General features: G+C 64.9%; 20 protein-coding genes and 1 pseudogene. 16 read left to right on the top strand and 5 right to left on the bottom strand.

Annotated features, from left to right (window positions below):
- The first annotated feature begins 230 nt into the window (after positions 1-230).
- Both LUA85_RS20760 and LUA85_RS20755 read left to right on the top strand, forming a co-directional pair.
- Positions 231-941 carry a hypothetical protein gene (locus tag LUA85_RS20760; protein WP_231472236.1) on the top strand — a complete coding sequence of 237 codons (711 nt, stop codon included), beginning with the start codon at positions 231-233 and terminating at the stop codon, positions 939-941.
- A gap of 72 nt (positions 942-1013) precedes the next feature.
- On the top strand, positions 1014-1568 hold the full coding sequence (locus LUA85_RS20755; RefSeq protein WP_010409130.1) for a hypothetical protein: 555 nt from the start codon (positions 1014-1016) through the stop codon (positions 1566-1568).
- Positions 1569-1748: 180 nt separating this feature from the next.
- On the opposite strand, the gene LUA85_RS20750 is transcribed toward LUA85_RS20755, so the two are convergent.
- Complete coding sequence (locus tag LUA85_RS20750) at positions 1749-1967, bottom strand: hypothetical protein (RefSeq protein ID WP_010409132.1); 219 nt, start codon at positions 1965-1967, stop codon at positions 1749-1751.
- A gap of 635 nt (positions 1968-2602) precedes the next feature.
- Here LUA85_RS20750 and LUA85_RS20745 point away from each other — a divergent pair.
- From LUA85_RS20745 to LUA85_RS20680, 14 genes are all read left to right on the top strand, one after another.
- Positions 2603-2776, top strand: coding sequence for a hypothetical protein (locus tag LUA85_RS20745; protein WP_154651477.1), 174 nt, complete (start codon positions 2603-2605; stop codon positions 2774-2776).
- A complete protein-coding gene (locus tag LUA85_RS20740; protein ID WP_033967470.1) occupies positions 2769-5288 on the top strand; it encodes a type IV secretion system DNA-binding domain-containing protein in 2520 nt (839 codons plus the stop codon). The genes LUA85_RS20745 and LUA85_RS20740 overlap by 8 nt, the downstream gene beginning before the upstream one ends.
- 3 nt (positions 5289-5291) lie before the next feature.
- Positions 5292-8366, top strand: coding sequence for a MobF family relaxase (gene mobF / locus LUA85_RS20735; RefSeq protein ID WP_231472235.1), 3075 nt, complete (start codon positions 5292-5294; stop codon positions 8364-8366).
- Positions 8363-8605: a hypothetical protein gene (locus tag LUA85_RS20730; protein ID WP_010409139.1), complete on the top strand. Its 243-nt coding sequence runs from the start codon at positions 8363-8365 to the stop codon at positions 8603-8605. Before mobF ends, LUA85_RS20730 begins: the two co-directional genes overlap by 4 nt.
- A 20-nt stretch (positions 8606-8625) precedes the next feature.
- Positions 8626-8928 (top strand): hypothetical protein, encoded by a 303-nt coding sequence (locus tag LUA85_RS20725; protein WP_231472234.1) that lies wholly within the window; start codon positions 8626-8628, stop codon positions 8926-8928.
- A complete protein-coding gene (locus tag LUA85_RS20720; RefSeq protein ID WP_010409143.1) occupies positions 8918-9649 on the top strand; it encodes a hypothetical protein in 732 nt (243 codons plus the stop codon). Before LUA85_RS20725 ends, LUA85_RS20720 begins: the two co-directional genes overlap by 11 nt.
- Positions 9636-10397, top strand: coding sequence for a hypothetical protein (locus LUA85_RS20715; RefSeq protein WP_010409145.1), 762 nt, complete (start codon positions 9636-9638; stop codon positions 10395-10397). Before LUA85_RS20720 ends, LUA85_RS20715 begins: the two co-directional genes overlap by 14 nt.
- 91 nt (positions 10398-10488) lie before the next feature.
- Positions 10489-10698, top strand: coding sequence for a hypothetical protein (locus LUA85_RS20710; RefSeq protein WP_010409146.1), 210 nt, complete (start codon positions 10489-10491; stop codon positions 10696-10698).
- Positions 10699-10724: 26 nt separating this feature from the next.
- Positions 10725-11054, top strand: a complete 330-nt coding sequence (locus LUA85_RS20705; protein WP_010409148.1) for a hypothetical protein — start codon at positions 10725-10727, stop codon at positions 11052-11054.
- Positions 11047-11904 (top strand): CsgG/HfaB family protein, encoded by an 858-nt coding sequence (locus tag LUA85_RS20700; RefSeq protein ID WP_010409149.1) that lies wholly within the window; start codon positions 11047-11049, stop codon positions 11902-11904. Before LUA85_RS20705 ends, LUA85_RS20700 begins: the two co-directional genes overlap by 8 nt.
- Positions 11901-13055: a nuclease-related domain-containing protein gene (locus LUA85_RS20695; protein WP_010409151.1), complete on the top strand. Its 1155-nt coding sequence runs from the start codon at positions 11901-11903 to the stop codon at positions 13053-13055. Before LUA85_RS20700 ends, LUA85_RS20695 begins: the two co-directional genes overlap by 4 nt.
- Positions 13052-13549, top strand: a complete 498-nt coding sequence (locus tag LUA85_RS20690) for a hypothetical protein (protein ID WP_010409153.1) — start codon at positions 13052-13054, stop codon at positions 13547-13549. The genes LUA85_RS20695 and LUA85_RS20690 overlap by 4 nt, the downstream gene beginning before the upstream one ends.
- A complete protein-coding gene (locus tag LUA85_RS20685; RefSeq protein ID WP_010409155.1) occupies positions 13546-14037 on the top strand; it encodes a hypothetical protein in 492 nt (163 codons plus the stop codon). Before LUA85_RS20690 ends, LUA85_RS20685 begins: the two co-directional genes overlap by 4 nt.
- A gap of 96 nt (positions 14038-14133) precedes the next feature.
- Positions 14134-14538 carry a hypothetical protein gene (locus LUA85_RS20680; RefSeq protein WP_010409157.1) on the top strand — a complete coding sequence of 135 codons (405 nt, stop codon included), beginning with the start codon at positions 14134-14136 and terminating at the stop codon, positions 14536-14538.
- On the opposite strand, the gene LUA85_RS20675 is transcribed toward LUA85_RS20680, so the two are convergent.
- The 4 genes and pseudogenes from LUA85_RS20675 to LUA85_RS20660 all read right to left on the bottom strand — a co-directional run.
- Positions 14523-14954 carry a response regulator gene (locus tag LUA85_RS20675; RefSeq protein WP_010409159.1) on the bottom strand — a complete coding sequence of 144 codons (432 nt, stop codon included), beginning with the start codon at positions 14952-14954 and terminating at the stop codon, positions 14523-14525. The genes LUA85_RS20680 and LUA85_RS20675 overlap by 16 nt on opposite strands.
- Before the next feature lie 39 nt (positions 14955-14993).
- A pseudogene (locus LUA85_RS20670) lies at positions 14994-15446 on the bottom strand (transposase); the annotation flags it as partial.
- A 58-nt stretch (positions 15447-15504) separates the two neighbouring features.
- Positions 15505-16626: a replication initiator protein A gene (locus LUA85_RS20665; protein ID WP_231472233.1), complete on the bottom strand. Its 1122-nt coding sequence runs from the start codon at positions 16624-16626 to the stop codon at positions 15505-15507.
- A 733-nt stretch (positions 16627-17359) separates the two neighbouring features.
- Positions 17360-17639: type IV secretory system conjugative DNA transfer family protein (locus LUA85_RS20660; RefSeq protein WP_231472232.1), on the bottom strand; the 280-nt coding region annotated here is incomplete at its 5' end.

Here is a 17639-nt window from a genome sequence, read left to right as displayed (position 1 = left end):
ACCTATCGGTCGATCACGCCACGTTGCCCGCTCGGCACGGCTCGCTCGCGGCAGGGCAATGCCGTCGCATTGCCACTGCCAGCTACGCCTCGCCGGTGCCGGGGTCGATACCGACACCCGTCGCATCGCCTCGCTCGCTTTGCGGTCATCGCTGAATGCGATGACCAGCGCGCTACGCCTCGGCCGATACGACTGGCGATCGTCGTTGAACACCAATCGGCACGCCTCGCTTGCTTCACGGCGATCCCTTCGGATCGCCGGTTCGCTACGCATCGCCGTGCCGATCGCGTTGGCTTATCGACCGCGCCGTCTCGCTCGCATCGCGGCCACGCCTGCGCGTGTCACGCTCGCTACGCATCGACCGGCGCGGTTCAACCGGCGTCACGCTTGCGGCATCAGCACGGCTCGCTGGCGGGCGCGGCGATGCCGTCGCATCGCCTGCACTGCCGCTGCGCATCGCGCCGTGCCGATCGCACCCATTGATCGGCCACGCCGTCTCGCTCGCATCGCGGCCACGCCTGCGCATGTCGCGCTCGCTACGCATCGACCGGCGCGTCTCACCCGGCATGTCGCTTGCCGCATCGGCACGGCTCGCTGGCGGGCGCGGCGATGCCGTCGCATCGCCTGCGCTGCCGCTGCGCATCGCACCGTGCCGATGCCATCGCGCAGGAGCTGACCGGCACGGCTCGCTCGCTTCACGGCGATCCCTTCGGATCGCCGGTTCGCTACGCCTCGCTCGTGCCGATCGCACCCGCTTATCGACCGCGCCCGTCTCGCTCGCATCGCGGCCACGCCTGCGCGTGTCGCGCTCGCTACGCATCGACCGGCGCAGTCCGACCGAAGCCCGGCTCGCTCGCGGTGCCGCAATGCCTGCGCATTGCGAGCACCAGCTACGCATCGCTCGGGCACCCGGTCCTGCGGACCGACCCATGACCCCGTGATCGGCCATGCCGATCCTGACGGATCGGAAGGGGAGGGGAACCGGAGATGATGGTTCCAATGGGAGACAGACCATGTCGATCACCTTCTTCCTCAGCGTCGATCGCAAAGCCGACGCCGCGCCCGCCGTCATCACCGCCCGCCAGCTTGCCGCGTTCCGCGCCTTCGCCCGCGAACGTGGCCAGCTGCTCGAAGACGAGGATGATGACCCGCTCGTGTCGTGCTCGTTCGAAGCTCGCGTCTGCCCCTGGTCGCTCGCGTCGATCTGCGCGATCTTCGATCACGATGTGGGTGTCATCGCCGTGGTCGAGGAAGCCCAGTTCCGTGGCCTCAACGTGCGCTTCTGGCACGATGACGCGACCCGCACGATCACGATGCGCGTCGCCAGCACCCCGGACGGCGCAGCGGAGATCAATCTCGCGAACGGCAACGCCTTCCACGTCCTCGACGCGCTACGACTTTCGGACGATAATTGCGGCAGCATGCCCATCGGGCAACTACGCGAAACACTCGGCCAGCCCTATGTTCGCCGCGACCTTGGTCGCCTCGATGGTCGTTACCTCGAACGCTTCGACACCCTCGCTGCTCAGGCCGACACCAGTGAAGGGATACGCATGGTCTGGGGATAGCCTCCCTCCAGTCGCCATCGCGTCGGGGAGCATCGGGCTTCGCCTCGATGCTCCCCATTCTTATGCCTGAATGGACCGAAGCTTCGCCAACTCGGCCCAAGCATTGAAAAGGGGAGCGCCTAACGGCAGCTCCCCTTCTATTTGCATGATGGGCTTGAGCCCGCTTTCGCGCTGACCCGCTTACGCGGTCAGGCGCTTCACGGTCTCGGCGATCCCGAGTTTCTTGATCGCTCCAATGATCGCGCTGAACTGGGCAGGATCGGCCTTCATCAACCCCGACCGTTCCACCTCCTTCAGCAGCTCCGAACGCTCACGATCGGCCAGTTGCTTGCGGCGTTCGTTGAGCCGCTGTTCGTCCGCCTCAAGCTGTGCCCGTTCCTGCTCGATACTCCGTGCCATATGACCTGCCTTTTCTGATCGTGGATCGGCCTCCATTTCCCACGATGCCAGCACCGCTCCACCGGCACAATAGCGACACTCATAATCGCTCGCTGGTCCGGCTTTACCGGACCAGCATGAGGCGACGGACACTGACCTTCGGCCAGGTCCGTCGTCGGGCGGGATTGCTCCGCCCAATACCCTTCGGTCCAGTCCGGTGGTCGCCTGCCTGCGGCGCTTACTCTCCCGGAACCCAGTCCAATGATCGGACATCCAGCCATGATGCCACCACCACCGCGACAGTCCCTAAGGATTTGCACACCGAACGCGGCACGCCGCAGGTTAAGTGTCTGTAATTGCCGGTGTTTGCAGGGGCAAACATGTTTGCCCCTGCAAACGCCTTGGTGGTTCTCCCCTAAGCGCTTGAGAACGCGCGAAAATCCCTGTTTGCAGGGTGAATGCGTTTTCACTCTATACCTCGGGACCAGGCTGTAGTATTTTCCACTCTCCGAAAACCCCACCAGCCACTTTCAAGTGGGTGGTGAATGTCTAACTCGACGATAGCTTTCAGACTTTCGTCTGAAGAGATTGCGGCACTTGATCGTGTAGCCGCGAAACGGTCGTGCTCCCGGTCTGAGGCCGCGCGCACTGCGCTTATGTTCGGTATCCGTTTCGCTGAGGCCGAGCATACTTTCAACATCACCCGTGCGGTCCTCGTTCTCGAGTACATGCAGGCGGCGATCGACGTGATTATCACACGCGATCACGGCGACGTCGTACCCCAGCTTCGCGAAGCCGCGAAGGAGCGCCTGGCGACGTTCCATGCGTAGCGGCGACATCCGGTTCAACGGTCAGGCGGCGACCGTAAAGCACCATTCCGCGCGGGGGCGGATCACCCGCAACTCGGGCAATTTCACCCGCGGTTCGCAGCTTCTCGCCAGTCAGTACAAGATGACCTGGGCGGGCCTCCAGGTGCCCATCTGGATATGGCTGGGGACGTTCATCGTCCTGTTCAATATCTTCGTCTGGCTGGGCCTCGCCGAGCATGAATTCCAGCTCGACCTGATGAAGCTCTATTCCGCCATCTGGACGTGGGTCGGCGGGGACAAATTCCACCTCATCAACCTGACCTTGCCAAACGGCATCGTGACCAAGGTTCCGATCGGCTACGTCCCCTACGAACCCCATGTCGTTCATGCCTGGGCGAAGACGGTCAAGATCTTCCTGACGACACTCGTCATGTCGGCCTTCATCGCAGCACCGATCATCATGTGGTTCATCATGTGGGCAAACAAGCGCGGCAGCGACATGCTCCAGGAACGCCACAACCGCGGCGCCCTGTTGGTCGAGCGTGACGTGCTCGTCAAAACTGTCAGCGGCCACAACCGACGCAAGTTCCGCACCGAGTGCGCCGAACACGATCCGCCGTACGTCCCCGAACTCGTCGCCAAGGCTCCGATCCTCGATCGGATCGACCGGGGCATCCACGTTCCATACACGATCGCCGGCATCCCCTATCCGTGGCGGCTCGAACAGAGCCATACCATGCTCATCGGCACCACCGGCACCGGCAAGACGACCCAGCTGCGCAGCCACGTCTCGCAGCTTCGCGCGCGCGGTCATCGCGCGGTCATCTTTGACCTGACCGGCGTGTTCGTGGAGACGTTCTACAACCCAGAAACCGACGTCATTCTCAACCCTATGGACGAGCGTTGCGCGCCGTGGACGCTGTTCGACGAATGCCGCAACTATGCCGACTTCGTTTCGGCCGCATCGGCCCTCATTCCCTCGCATCCCGACGACAAGGAACCGTTCTGGCAGAACGCCGCGCGGATGCTCTTCATCGAGATGTGCCTGAAGCTTCAAGAGATGGGTGAGGCGAACAACGCCGCGATCGCGCACCACCTGATGCAGGCCGATCTGAAGTCGATCAACGCCAAGCTCGATGACACCATCGCCGCCCCGCTGACGACCGAGAAAGCCGCCCGCATGGCGGAATCGATCCGCTCGGTTCTGAACGTCAACGGACAGGCGCTACGCTTCATGCCGGACCCTGTCCCGGGCGGCCCGCCCGCCTTCTCGATCCGCGACTGGATCGCGACCGACAATCGCGACGGCTCGATCATGTTCATCACCGGCTCGTACAACGACCTCGAGATGACCCGCGGTCTGTTCACGCTGTGGATCGATCTGGCCGTCAACAACCTCATGCGCCTGCCCAAGACCCGTGACCTGCGGACCTGGTATCTGTTTGACGAAGTCCATGCGCTTCACGCGCTTCCTGGTATCGAGCATGGCCTCCAGTCGGCCCGCAACTTCGGCGGTGCGTTCGTCCTTGGGATCCACTCGTTCGACAAGCTGGTCGCGACCTATGGCTTGCAGAACGCGACCGCGCTCACCGGACTTGCGCGCACCAAGCTGATCCTCGCCACCGCCGATCGAACCACAGCCGAAAAGTGCTCCGAGTTCATCGGCAGCCGCGAGGTCCGCCAGATGGATGAGGCCTACAGCTACGGCTACAACAACACCCGCGACGCCTCGACCCTCACGCCTCGCACGGCGATCGAGCCGCTGGTCATCCCCGACGACATCAACAACCTGCCGTCGCTCCACGGCTTCGTGAAGTTTCCCGATGGATTTCCCGCTGCGCGGATCGAACTCAAATACCGCTCCTATGCCGAGGTCGCGCCGGGGGCGGTGCCCCGCAAGAACTTCAAGCCTACCGAATACGTCTCGCCGGAAGACCGGCGTCGTCAGAACACCCGGAACAATGGCGCGGATGAGGGGGGTGAGGGTGGCCGCGAGCATACCCCCACACGGCCTGTGGGGGGCGTGGAGGCGAAGGAAAGGCAAGAGCCGGACCTGACCGCCTCGCAGCCCGAGAAGCCGCGTAGCGAGGCTGAAAAGGCGGCTGCGGCGATGGAGGTCACCGGGTCGCTGCCGGTGGTGATCGATCAGATAACCGGCAAGGGCGTCGCCAGCAGCCCGACCGGCGTCGATGCCGTCCGCGCGTCGGATGCCGCAACGAGGGTCGGGGGCGAACCTTCCAAGCCTGTGACGGGAGGTTCATCCAGTCTGGATGCCCAACTCGGCGGCATGGGCATGTCCCTGATCGAGAACCGTGCGGGTCCGCAGAGCGGGGTGGATCCGACGCGCGGCGAGGCGTCACGCCATGCCCCGGAAAGCCGGTCCGATCGCGGTGATGCCGATCGCCACGAGGACCAGGCGACCCGCGAATTGCGCGATGGGTTTGCGACGCAGCGCGACCCCGATCACCACCATCGTCATCACGGCCCGGATCATTCGCCGGAGATCGATGACGACATGGACATGGGGATGTAGCCGATGCTGTCGATCGCTTCCGTCAAGTCCGCCTCCGGCGCGGCGCAGTATTTCGCCAAGGACGATTACTACACCGCCGAGCATTCGTCCGAGGCGACCGCCTGGGGCGGGGTGGGCGCGGCCGACCTTGGCCTCAAGGGCGAGGTGACCAAGGAAGACTTCGAGAAGATCCTCAACGGCGAGATGCCCGATGGCGAAAAGGTCGGGCAGGTCGAGGGTCGCAGGCTCGGTGTCGACCTGACCTTCTCGATGCCGAAGTCCGCCAGCGTAATGGCCTATGTCGCTGGCGACACCCGTGTCCTCACCGCGCATATGAACGCCGTAAAGGCGACGATGGGATGGGTCGAGAAGACCTTCGCCGAAGGCCGCACCTACGATCAGTCCAGGTCAGGGGATGCGGTGCGAACCGGCAACCTCGTCTATGCGCTGTTCCAGCACGACACGAGTCGCGCGCTCGATCCACAGGGCCACATCCATGTCCTGATCGCCAACATGACCAAGATGGCGAACGGGGCATGGCAGGCGCTCCACAACCAGCAGCTGTGGAAGAACAACACGACCATCGGCGCGGCCTACCACGCGCAGTTTCGCGCCGAGCTGGCAAAGATCGGCTACGAAACAAGCGTCACCGGCAAGCACGGCCAGTTCGAGATCGCCGGCGTGCCTAAGGAGGTGATCGACACCTTCAGCCAGCGGCGCGCCGATATCCTGGCGAAAGCCGGCGAGCTCGGTGTCACCTCCGCCGAGGCGTTGCGCAAGGTGACCAACAATACCCGCGACGCCAAGCTGAACGTCGAGGATCGCGATGCCCTGCGCCAGGAATGGCGTGACCGGGCGGCCGCGCTCGGATTCGACGGCAAGGCACTGGTCGATGCCGCGCGCGAGCGTGCTGGCGCCAGCGGCCTCGATGCCCAGCCACGACCGATGGAGCGCCTCGGTGACGTCCTGGCCAATCTCCGCGAAAGCCTGGGCGAGTTATTCCGACCCGCCGATCCGCTCGTCGCCAGCGGCCTCGACCGGCTGCGCATCGCGCCGGTGGATCTGCGCGCCCAGCACGCCGTCGCCTCCGCGATCCGCATCCATGCCCAACGCGAAGCCGCGTTCGCGGTGCCGGACATCACCAGGACCGCGCTCGACCTCGGGCTGAAGGGTGTCACCGCCGCGCATGTCGACGCGCGCGTCTCCGAGCTCATCCGCAACGAGAAGCTGATTCCGGGCAAGGATGACCGGATCGACAGCGTCGTCACCCATGTCACGACGCCCGAGGCGCTCGCGACGGAGCGCGGCATCCTTGCAGAGATCGAGCGCGGCAAGGGGGAGGGGCGGGTGATCGTCTCCGCCGACACCGTTATCGAGCGGATCAACGCCGCATCGGGCGACAAGGAACTCAATGCAGGGCAGATGGCGGCCGCGACGATGGCGCTCACTTCCGCCGATCGCATCGTCGCGGTCCAGGGCGTCTCGGGCGCCGGCAAGTCGACCATGCTGGCGAGCGTCGCGCGCAATGTCGAGCAGGAAGGCGGCAAGGTGGTCGGTCTCGCGCTCATGAAGGCGACCGCCGATCGTCTCGGCGCCGAAGCCGGCATCGAGAGCCGCACCGTGTCCTCGTTCGTCCACAGCTATGCCCGCCACGCGCTCGCTGGGAAGGGCGCGGGCTATGACGGCGCGCGAGACGCGCTCGCCGGCACCACGCTCATCCTCGACGAAGCCTCGATGGTCGGCTCGGAGCAGATGAAGCACCTGGTCGGCATCGCCAATGCGCTCGGCGTCGATCGCTTCCTGATGATCGGCGATCGCCAGCAGATCACCGCGGTCGACGCCGGCAAGGCGTTCGCGCTCGCGCAGGCCGGCGGGATCACGCTGGCGCGGATGGACGAGAATCTGCGCCAGCGCACCGAGCAGCTGCGCACCGTCGCCGCGCTGACCAACCGCGGCGAGGTGCGCGAGGCGATGGCGATGCTCGGCGACAAGGTCACCGCCAACCCCGAGCATGTGAAGGCCGCGGCCGAACACTGGCTGGGCCTAACCCCCGAACAGCGCGAGACCACCGCGATGTTCTCGTCGGGCCGCGTCGCGCGCGCAGAGCTCAACGTGCGCATCCAGGACGGCCTCGCCGCGGAGGGCACGTTGAAAGGGGACGGCGTCGTCACCCCGGTCCTCGACAAGGTCAACGTCACGCGCGAGGAACTCCGCTACGCGCATACCTATAAGCCCGGCCAGGTGATCGACCTGCGCCATGCCATGCGCGAGCTCGGCCTCAGCCCCGGCACCTATGACGTGCTCGGCGTCGACGCGAAGGGGCGCGTTCAGGTCCAGATCGGCAACCGGGTACGGACCTTCGATCCGCAGAAGATATCGCCGGTCGACAAGACCGACGCGATGCAGCTCGCCCAGCGCGAGCAGATCAAGCTGCATGAGGGCGACAAGATCCGCTGGACCCAGAACGACAAGGACCGCGGCCTCAACAACAACGATATCGCCCGCGTCGTCTCGGCCGACCCGTCGGGGATCAAGGTGGAGGCGAGCGACGGCACCCTCCACGAGCTGAAGGCGGGCGATCCGATGATGGAGCGGATCAGCCTCGCCTACGCGCTCAACATGCACGCGGCGCAGGGCATCACCACCGACACCGCGATCGCGGTGATGAGCCACAGGGAATCGAACCTCTCCAACCAGCGGCTGTTCAACGTCACCGTCACGCGCGTCCGCGACGACATCCAGCTGTTCACCGACGACCGCGAGAAGCTGACCGCCGCGATCGAGCGCAACGAGGGCAACAAGACCTCGGCGCTCGAGACCACCGGCGCGCTGTCGATCGACCCCGATCGCGGCGCTGCCGGCGCAGCCACGAAAGCCGGCGCGGGCGAGACGTTCAACCCTTCGCTGCCGCCCGACCTCGATCGCGGACCGGAGAAAGTCGGAGGCGAGCCGAGCGCAGATACAGCCCGCCCCTCGACCGGCGGCAAGATCGACATCCGTACCGATCCCTCGCTCGACCTCTCCCGGTTCAGCGTCCCGGTCGAGCCCAAAGGGCCTGAACTTCCCTACCCCGAAAAGGACATCGGACTGGAGCTATGAGCATGACCACATCACCACCGACCTGGGACCAGGTGATCGCCACCAAGCACTGGCACGCCTGCGACCTCGACACTCATACGCTCACGCAATGCAGCCAGCTCGCGCGGCGCGACGATGCGCTCGACTGGGGCGGCGAAACGCTTGCGATGGCCGCGATTTTCGGCCTGACCTACGTCTTACTCCTGCCGCTCACCCGCGCGCTGCGTGCCCTCCGGGTCCGGTCCGAGCCAGCACGATGAGCCTCGCCGACCGCGACTATATGCACGGGCCTCCCCGCATCGGTCGGACCTCGCGGCTCGACACGCCGCCCTGCGACGCGATCGAGGGAACGGCCGAGTATGGCCATCAGGCCCGCAGGAAGCCCGTGGAGCCACGGTCAACCGCACCACGCATGATCGTCCCGCTGACGCGCCGGTTGCGTCAGGCGGGACTCCTGGCGGCCGCGGTGGCGGCTTTCACCTTCGCCTGGGCGGTCGGATGCGGAATCGTCAGCGCGTCGCTTCACACCGATGGTGGAATTTTCGTTCCGCCCGCAACCCAAGGTACGCCCGGTGGACGGTAGTTTCCCTTTTCGCTTCCGGCGCCAACCCGAGCCGACGCACGCGACCCTCACGATCGCCGAAACCGCGGATCTGACGGAAGCGGCGCTTGAAGCGGTCCGCGCCGGTGACGGGGGCCGGCTCGCGGTATTCGGCGATGGCGACGCGATCGCCGAACTCGCCGACCAGGTCCGCGACCAGCTGATCGACCCCGCGCGCGGCAACTGGGACTTCTTCGCAGACCATCCGAGCGACTATGCACGCTCGTCCGCGATCGAAGCGTTCCTTCCCGACGATCCTGACGTTTGCTCGGGCTACACCTGCGCTTCGCGCTATGTGCTGCTCCGCGCGATCCAGCATGCCGGCGATGAACCTGGTGCGACCCTTTCGGCCGTCCGCGATCTGATACGGGATCTCCCGCCGGAAGCCGTCGCAGAGGCGGCGGGACACGATTCTGGAAACGGTCACGCCCTGCGTTGGGGAATGACCGTGCTGGCCGGCGTGCGACGAGCGACCCACGCTTTCGCCGACCACGACCGGCTGATGCCCAGGATCTCCATCGCGCGCTGGCTGGCAGGATCGGCGTCGACCATCCTGTTCGTACGACGCGAACCTGGACTGACTTCGAGCGAGGTTGTCGCCGTCGAGGCCTCGCTGCGCGATCACGCGATGCTGTCCAGAATGGACGTGTTTCCCCTGGCTCTCCCCTCGCAGTCGATGGAGGTGGTCGATGGGCATCGATGATCGCGACTATATGCGCGATCGCTACCGCAAGCGGCAGGGGCTCGATCCCGGTGCGACGCAATGGAACGATCGCAAGGCACGGGTCGAGCTGAACCGCTTCGGGTTCAGGAAATCGGTGCCGCTGGGGAGCGCGAGCTGGATATCTGGCGGATCGAAAGGGTCGTGGTTCGAAGCCAGGAACAGGGGCCACGATTATCAGCGCGGTCGATGGCGGCCCCGCCCGCGCTTCACGCCGGCCCCTTACTGGCAGGCGCTGGGCGTCGGTGTTGCCATCGCACTGGTCCTTGCGGCCTGGGCCGGGCAGGGCCAGATCAAGCGCGCAACCTCCAGCCTGTTCGCGTCAATCGTGGGGACGAACACCGGTTTTCCGGAATCGGGAACGGTCGCCGTCTCCTCCAGCGTCGACCTGCGAACCGTCAGAAGCCACCTGACCATTCAGGGTGCGGCAGACAATAGCATCGTCCAGCTGCTCGATCCGGCGACGGCGAAGAACCGGCTGTCGGTCTATGTCCGCGCCTTCGAGCGTGTCACCGTGCCAGCCCCGCTCGGCCAATATCGCGTCCGCTTCATCCACGGCCGCGAATGGGCAGATTCTCGGACCTTCTTCGGCAAGGGCACGCTGCACGACGAGGTTGCCGGCGTGATGCTGTTCACGCGACGGGTCGGGCACACGCTCGATCTTCGTCTGGGGGCCGACAGCAATCTCGTGGTCCGGCGCATCGCCGCCAAACCGGCCTCGATCCAGTGACACTGTCCTTCATCCACGCGCGGGGATTTCGCATCGCACCGCCAGGACCGGCCCCCGCGCGCCGGCACGGCGATCAACCGGGACAGGAGACATGAGCAACTGGGATTTCGAGGAAATGGGCGAGTTCGGCTCGGATGCCGACGCAGACCGCTGGGCGAAGCGCAACAACATCGCCCCGCAGGATGTCCGCATTCGCCGCAAGGGGGACGGGGTTGAGCTGGAGGTCCGGCGCTCGGCGCTGGGCGACAGCAGCGCCCGCCACGATGACCGTCGCGACGGCCGACGCAACGGTTTCTTCTGAAAACGGCCAGGGAAGGAGTACACACGATGAAACTGAAGATGATCGCCGCGCTGGGGCTTGCCGCCCTCTCCGTGGCCTTGCCGTCGGCCGCCAGCGCGCAGTCGTCGGCGCCGGTCCTGCTCGCGATGGCGAGCTTCGCCGGAAGTCATGCCGGCACCGATGCCGCGCGCGAGGTCGAGGCGAAGAAGGCGCGCTATCGCGCGCACGCGCTTCACAACGGCAAATGCAAGGACTGCGCGGACTGTCCCGACTGCAAGGACTGTGACGAAGCCGCGAAGAAAGTTGCGGCGGACGAGGAGCGTGCCGGGATCTGCGATCCCGCAGCGCATGCGAAGAAGGCGGGCGCCGGTGCTTGATCGCACCCGCATGCTCGTCGTGACGGCCGCGCTCGCGGCCGTCACACCTTCAATGGCCCACGCCCAGAAGCTGGGGCAGGGCGGCACCGGCGTCGACGAGACGACCGCCGTGCCGCAATGCCAGGTGCCGCTCGGCGTTGCCGCGCTGGTTGAGGAGAAGGCCGCCAACCCGGCCGATGGCCTGTCGCCGCAACTGCAGGCGCTCATGCGCATGGCGGAGATGCAGAACGGCGGTTCGACCGCGCGCGTCGACGCGCTGCCACTGGTCAAGCTGATGATCGCGCGATCCAATTGCTTCCGCGTCGCCGATCGCGGCGAGGCGTTCAGCGCGCTCGAACGCGAACGCGCGATCAATGGCGGGACTGCCACAACCCGGCCTGTCACCAAGGCGGATTATCTGATCGAGGTGAAGGTGGTCTATTCCGACGCCAAGTCGCGTGAGAGCGGGGGCGGGGTCGGCGGTGTGTTCGGCGGGGCGGTCGGGCTCAAGTCGAAGACACTCGAAAGCCAGGTGCTGATGACGCTGGTCGACGTGAACACCGGCATCCAGGAAGCGGTCGCCAGCGGGTCGGCGCGCAAGAAGGATATCGGCGTCGTGGGCGGTGGGCTGTTGCTCGGCCTTGGCGTGGGTGCGCTCGGTGGAAGCTACGCCTCGACCGACATCGGCAAGATCACCACGCTGGCGACGCTCGATGCGTTCCGCAAGCTGATCGAGGATGCACGGCCACGGCTCGAGGCGAGGCTGGTGCCGGCCAAGCCGCCCGCAATGGTGCCTCCCGCCTCCGCGCCGCTACCGGCGCAGGCGGTTCAACCGCTGCCGCAGCCAAATCCGGGAACGCCGAAACGATGATCCGCAAGAAATCGACCCGCGCGGCCGAGATCGCATTTGCCGACGAAGTGATGGCGTCCGACGAGTTCGCGGCTCTCCCCGAGCGCGTGCGATCGACGGTGCGGAACCATCGCCAGGGGATGCGGGGCGAGCGCGAGACCGCCTATATGCTCGATCACCAATTCGGGCCTGACAACGACCGCAACCTGCTTATCCACGATCTGCGCCTGCCGGACGGGCAGGGCGGGTTCGCGCAGTTCGATCATATCCTGCTGTCGCGGGCGTCGCGCACCGCCTCGATCTTCGAATCCAAGAACTACTCTGGCCGGATCTCGAAGAACGAGCATGGCGAATGGATGGTCTGGTATCGCTCGCAACGTCAGCCGCAGAACATCCCCAATCCGGTCGAACAGGCCAAACGACAACGCAAGGTGCTGCAGGCGTGGCTGAAGCGAAAAGGGCATGACAGGGCGTTCGCGGAGGTCGGCGTATTCGTGTCCGTTCCGCCCACCGCGATGATCGACCGTTCCAAAATCGGCAGCGACGAGCCGATCTACAAATGCGACAACCTTTACAAAGCCTGGGTGCCGTTCGGCGGGTCATCGCCCCTGGGACGAATGTTTTCGACCGGCGTCACCGCCGCGCAGATGGTCGAGATCGCCGACCAGCTCATCGCCGACCATGTCCAGGAGGGCGATATCTATACCCGCCTCGGCATCGTTCCTGACAGCACGGACGCCGCCGATACGTCTCATACCGGCGACCCGTCTGGGCCGATCAACATGCCCATCGTCCAGGCCGCGTCTGTGCCGGAATTGCCGCCGTACGTCGAGGCAGAGCCTGTCACTGTTCATCCGGCGCAAAGTCCCTCCACATCGGTAGCGGTTGAATGCACCGTTTTGGAGGTATCGCCCCCTGCCAAGGCGGTTCCCGTCAAGGCGGGCGCACCTATCGAGGTATGCGCCGGGATCGTCGAGCGGACACTGCCAGATGGCCGCATCGCATTCAGGGCCGCGCGCGACGATGAGATCGGCAGGGAGGTTCTTTCCGCGTTGTGCAAGGGCAAGGCGATCTGGAACCCGAGATTCTCCAACTGGATCTGCGTGCCCGACGTCGCCGACGTGATCCGGGCTGCACTTCCCGATGCGATCAGGGTCGGCCACGTCGCATGAATATGATCAGCCTGCCCCGGCCCGAATGCCCGTATTGCCATGAGGCGATGCGCCGCTGGCCGCTGGGGCAGCACATGCTGGTCTGTGACACCTGCCGCCGTCCGATCGTGCGCTACCTCGCTGCGCCCTCGCGTCGGATCTTTCGGCTGCGCCCGCTCTACAGCGTCATCAACGCCATCGCGCTGTTCATTCTGGTCGCGACCTTTCTCGCCATCGTGATCGCCCGCGCCGACATCCGGCATATCATGCTGGCCGTCGCGATCCCCATCGCGATGTTCGGCGCGAGCGATATCGGCGATGGCTGGCTGTCCTGGCGTACCTCGCTCGATCGAGGGTGGAACCACCTTCGCAAGGGTCGCAAGGCGCGGCTGATCGGGCTGGCACGCGCAGCGTTCGGCATCGCCGGCTGTGCTGTCGCCATCTTCGGGCTACTTGCCTACGGCGACATGACCACTCCACGAAAACCGCTTGCCCATCAGGCTGGTCGGCCATGATTCCCTTCTGCCTGATCCTGGGCGACAGCACCGCGGTCGGCACGGCGCAGGCATTGGCAGCACAGGGCATACGCTGCGAGGTTCATGCGCGCGTGGGTGCCGGTTCGGCCGAGATCGAGCGGCGGGTGAGGGGCGCTTCGGCCGCCACCGTCGCCCTCATCGCACTCGGGTCGAACGATGCCGCCAGTCCGGCGCTCCCAACCAACCTTCTTGCGCTCAGGCGGCGAACCACCGCCGTCAAGGTGGCCTGGCTTGCCCCCTACGACCTGCGCGCGTCATCCATTGTCACGTCGATCGCGGCACGTTTCGGCGACACCGTCATCCCGCTGCGGGCGCAACCGAGCCGGGATGGCATCCATCCGGTCAGCTATCGCCCCGTCGCCAAGTCGCTGCGGTGGGGGGCGGTCGCCCCCTTCAGAGCCGGCGTAGCGCCGGCGCCGATCGCGCGCGCGACCGTGCTGGTGATGAGCAGCCCACTCGGGTCGTGATCGCCATCTTCATGCCGCGAGCATCGGTCGCCGGAACCGAACGGCTCGACTCAATCCCGCTGGAACAAATCCGGCCCATATGACAGGCTGAACGTCATGGACCATCGCATCACCCACACCTGCGGCCATGAGCAAACCCATTTCATTGCCGGGTTCGCGTCGCAGCAGGAGCGCAAGGCCACCTGGCTGCGCACGACGGTCTGCGGCGCGTGCTACCGCAAGCAGCGCCAGGAAGAGAACGAGCGCGACGCCGCGGCCTCGCAACAAGCCGTTGCCCATCTGTCGCTGGCGCCGCTCAACGGCTCGGAACGACAGGTCAGCTGGGCAACGACCATTCGCGCGAAACGGATCGCCTTGCTGCGCAAGGATCAACCTCTCGATAGCGTCGAAACCGGCGCGGCGCTGCTCGGCATCGCGGACGCCAAATGGTGGATCGACAACCGCGACGCGACCGACGCGCAGTTGCTCGCCTCGGCAGGGGTGGCTCAGGCTCCCGGCTGAACCGGCGTCGTCACCGCATTCTTCAGCGGCGCGGGCTTCTTGCCGTCAGGCAGCGTCCTGCGGAGGTGCTCGTGGACGATCGCAGCCGAGAAGGGCTTCGGGATGAACGTCGCCTTCTCGGGCATGTCACCCGGATTGGGACGGATATTGCCGCTGGCGATCACGATCTCGATCCAGGGCCAGTGCTGTGCGACATGACGCGCCAGCGCAAAGCCGTTGATCGATCCCGGCATCTCGACATCGGAGAACAGCAGGATGGTGTTGTCGGCCTGCTCCTCCAGCAGCACGATCGCGGTATCGCCGTCCATCGCCTCATGACAGCGAAAGCCGGCGTCCTCCAGGATCAGCGTCATGTCCATCAGGATGATCGGGACGTCATCGACCGCGAGCGCGAAAGGTACGGTCGAAGTGTTCATCACCTCTACAACCGCCTGTATCTGTAGGCGCTTGCAATCGTAACTGGCGCAGTAGATGTCGATCATCGCGGACATCATCCTGGCCAACTCGCGTGTGGTCGGCGCATTTTCCCACCGGCTCATCGTTGGTTGGCTGGCCAGCCCCGCGCCCGATCCCGGCAGCTTGCCCAGCGCCAGGCGGAAGCCCGGATCGTCACGCAGAGCGTCGAGATCATCGGCGTCCTCGTAGCCGCACGCGATCGCGAACACGCGGGCACGCAGTATGTCATCAAGGCGATGGATCACCCGCGCAGGATCGCGCGGATCGGCAATGCAAGCCGCAAGCCGCCGGCAAAGCCCCATCGCGCGCTCGGCCTGTGCCAGCAGCAGAACACCGCCATCCGAGGTGAGCCGACCTCCGTCGAACGCGGCTGTGATCTTCTTGCGCCCGATCGCTGGAAACGAAAATCCCGGCGCGCTATCATCGCTCCCGGCGGGTGTGGTCCGTGGCATAAATTGCCTCGCTGCAGGAATGGCCTAGACACCCATTTTCCTACATCAAAGCAATCGCTTAAACCACTCCCGCCAACCCTTCTGACCGAACCCGATGAATAAGCCGGGCTAGGAAAGCGGCGCGGGGGCTTTTCAGCTCGGGCTTGCCCATGTCGTGCCACCACGACACCCATTCGTCATAAAGCGCATACACGTCATAGCCTGGCGCGGCCGTCTTGGCGTCGTGCATGGTTTCCGGGTCGATATAGGGCGCATCGTCGCCGGCGTTGGCGAGCGGATCGGGCTTGGACTTGAGGCCCGAGCGGTTGCGGAACAGGATCACGTCATCATTCATCGTCACCGCATAGTCGGGGAAATGGCCGTGGTCCGCGTCATGCTCGCAGACCTTCTTGACCAAGGCCCGGAACACCCGGAGCGGGCTGTTCGAGCCGCATTTCTTTTGCAGCAGCTCCAGGCCGATCTTCCATTCGTCCTTCACGCCGCAATGCTTGCGGGCCAGCTCATACATGCGCCGCTCGAACGGCTTGCGGAGCCGGAAATAGTCGCGGTGAAGCGTCAGAACATTCTTGCTGATGACCGAGCGATAAACCCAATCCGACAGGGTGATTTCCAGATCGAGCATACGGCCGTCGAACGTCTTGCGTGTGATTCTGGCTTCTTCGATCAGCCCGAAAATCCGCGTTTCCTCGACACCGCCCGTCTGGATATTGGTCCGCACCGTGGTCCCGCGCAGGCGGGTGAGGGCGTCGGCCATCAGCCGATAGCCTTCGCCGCTGGTTTGCCGGTTGGTGGCGACGAGCATGTCATAGGCTTGCAGGCGCACCGTGCGGCTAGGTTGCTGGCCCTGATTCATCTTCGCGACGAGCTGCGAAATACAGTAGATCAATATGTCCTTGTCGTGGATCGTCGCCAGCCCCTTGCCCGAGGGGATAATCTCGATAACGTTGCCGTTATGCTCATAGCGCCGCATCCGGTTGTCGGGCTTGGTCGAGAGCGAGAAAACCGGATGCTCCATCGAGGCCATGTCGTCCTTGGGGATGGCGTCGAGAACATCGCAGATGAACAGGTCTTGGTTAGGGTGCCGCACCGGCAGCAGCGGCGTGCGATCGTCGCCGTCCACGGCCATGGACGGCGCGGCGATCGGCGCGTCAAACAGGGAAGGGGCGGAGTCTATCGTCATTTCACTAACGCCACAGCTACTATCGTCATTTCACATACGCAAGCGGATTATCGTCATTTCAGATTCACCCCCGCGCTATCGTCATTCCGATTACGCTTGGAGGGGGCGGGCCTATCGTCAGAGTGGATTCACCCTATCGTCACTCTGGATTCGCTTTTTCGTCAGAGCGGATTCACCGCGCGTCACAAAAACGCCAATTAATACATTATTTTCAACGCACTATAAAACCGCCCAAATCCCGTAACACGACTCTAAACCCATATATTAACACTAGGGCGAGGCTGTGGATAACTTTAGGCCGCCCCGCTTGATGCGACGTTGAAAGGAAGAAAAGCACCGCCTCTTGGGGCTCCGCCCCGCCGGCTCGCGGCCTTCGGCCGCCCCGGATCGCTATGCGATCCTCCCACCCGGCATCCCCAAAATGAGCCGGCTTCGCCGGCACGCTTTTGTTAATTTGGGGTGTGGTGTAACCGTCACACCCCTATCGCCAGCGCATCATTGAACCCAGCCGCCGAAAATGGCTTTCCAGAAAAGCCAAGCGGATATGTGGGCGTTCTGATCGAGAGGGTAGAGGAGGCGGAAACGTCCCCACAGGGGGCGATTTCCGGCCCGCCCGGCCTCATTCCGGGCGTAGGTCAGGGTTTTCGGCGTCGGAACCGCCTATGGCGCTCTACGGGCTTCCCAGGGCCGCCCGATTTTTCCGGCGCGAGATCCACGCACCGTTTAAACGGCCTCACGCCTTGTCGAAGCGGCCCGCGAACTCGCGATCGGCATAGTATTTGAGCTTGGCGGCGACGATCGGCCGTTGCCCCGCGAGGAACAGGAGCTGGTAATCCTCGCGCAGCGTGCGGACTTCATCGGGGGTGAGCAGCGGGCGAGCGACATGCTGCGCGCCGAACGATATGCCGGTTTCGTCGCTGTCGATCGCGCGGCTCATGGTCTCGAACACGACCGTCTCCTGGCCGAGCAGATCGGAGACGAGCTTGGCACTGTCGTGATCGTTGACCCCGAAT

The sequence above is a fragment of the Novosphingobium sp. CECT 9465 genome, from assembly GCF_920987055.1.
GTDB lineage: Bacteria > Pseudomonadota > Alphaproteobacteria > Sphingomonadales > Sphingomonadaceae > Novosphingobium.
This window is presented reverse-complemented; position numbering and strand designations above follow the sequence as displayed.

Bases quoted from the DNA above. Each gene is read 5' to 3' on its own strand.
- LUA85_RS20755 (WP_010409130.1), top strand. From the start codon at position 1,014: ATGTCGATCACCTTCTTCCTCAGCGTCGATCGCAAAGCCGACGCCGCG.
- LUA85_RS20750 (WP_010409132.1), bottom strand. From the start codon at position 1,967: ATGGCACGGAGTATCGAGCAGGAACGGGCACAGCTTGAGGCGGACGAA.
- LUA85_RS20745 (WP_154651477.1), top strand. From the start codon at position 2,603: ATGTTCGGTATCCGTTTCGCTGAGGCCGAGCATACTTTCAACATCACC.
- LUA85_RS20740 (WP_033967470.1), top strand. From the start codon at position 2,769: ATGCGTAGCGGCGACATCCGGTTCAACGGTCAGGCGGCGACCGTAAAG.
- mobF (WP_231472235.1), top strand. From the start codon at position 5,292: ATGCTGTCGATCGCTTCCGTCAAGTCCGCCTCCGGCGCGGCGCAGTAT.
- LUA85_RS20730 (WP_010409139.1), top strand. From the start codon at position 8,363: ATGAGCATGACCACATCACCACCGACCTGGGACCAGGTGATCGCCACC.
- LUA85_RS20725 (WP_231472234.1), top strand. From the start codon at position 8,626: ATGCACGGGCCTCCCCGCATCGGTCGGACCTCGCGGCTCGACACGCCG.
- LUA85_RS20715 (WP_010409145.1), top strand. From the start codon at position 9,636: ATGGGCATCGATGATCGCGACTATATGCGCGATCGCTACCGCAAGCGG.
- LUA85_RS20710 (WP_010409146.1), top strand. From the start codon at position 10,489: ATGAGCAACTGGGATTTCGAGGAAATGGGCGAGTTCGGCTCGGATGCC.
- LUA85_RS20705 (WP_010409148.1), top strand. From the start codon at position 10,725: ATGAAACTGAAGATGATCGCCGCGCTGGGGCTTGCCGCCCTCTCCGTG.
- LUA85_RS20695 (WP_010409151.1), top strand. From the start codon at position 11,901: ATGATCCGCAAGAAATCGACCCGCGCGGCCGAGATCGCATTTGCCGAC.
- LUA85_RS20690 (WP_010409153.1), top strand. From the start codon at position 13,052: ATGAATATGATCAGCCTGCCCCGGCCCGAATGCCCGTATTGCCATGAG.
- LUA85_RS20685 (WP_010409155.1), top strand. From the start codon at position 13,546: ATGATTCCCTTCTGCCTGATCCTGGGCGACAGCACCGCGGTCGGCACG.
- LUA85_RS20680 (WP_010409157.1), top strand. From the start codon at position 14,134: ATGGACCATCGCATCACCCACACCTGCGGCCATGAGCAAACCCATTTC.
- LUA85_RS20675 (WP_010409159.1), bottom strand. From the start codon at position 14,954: ATGAACACTTCGACCGTACCTTTCGCGCTCGCGGTCGATGACGTCCCG.
- LUA85_RS20665 (WP_231472233.1), bottom strand. From the start codon at position 16,626: ATGACGATAGACTCCGCCCCTTCCCTGTTTGACGCGCCGATCGCCGCG.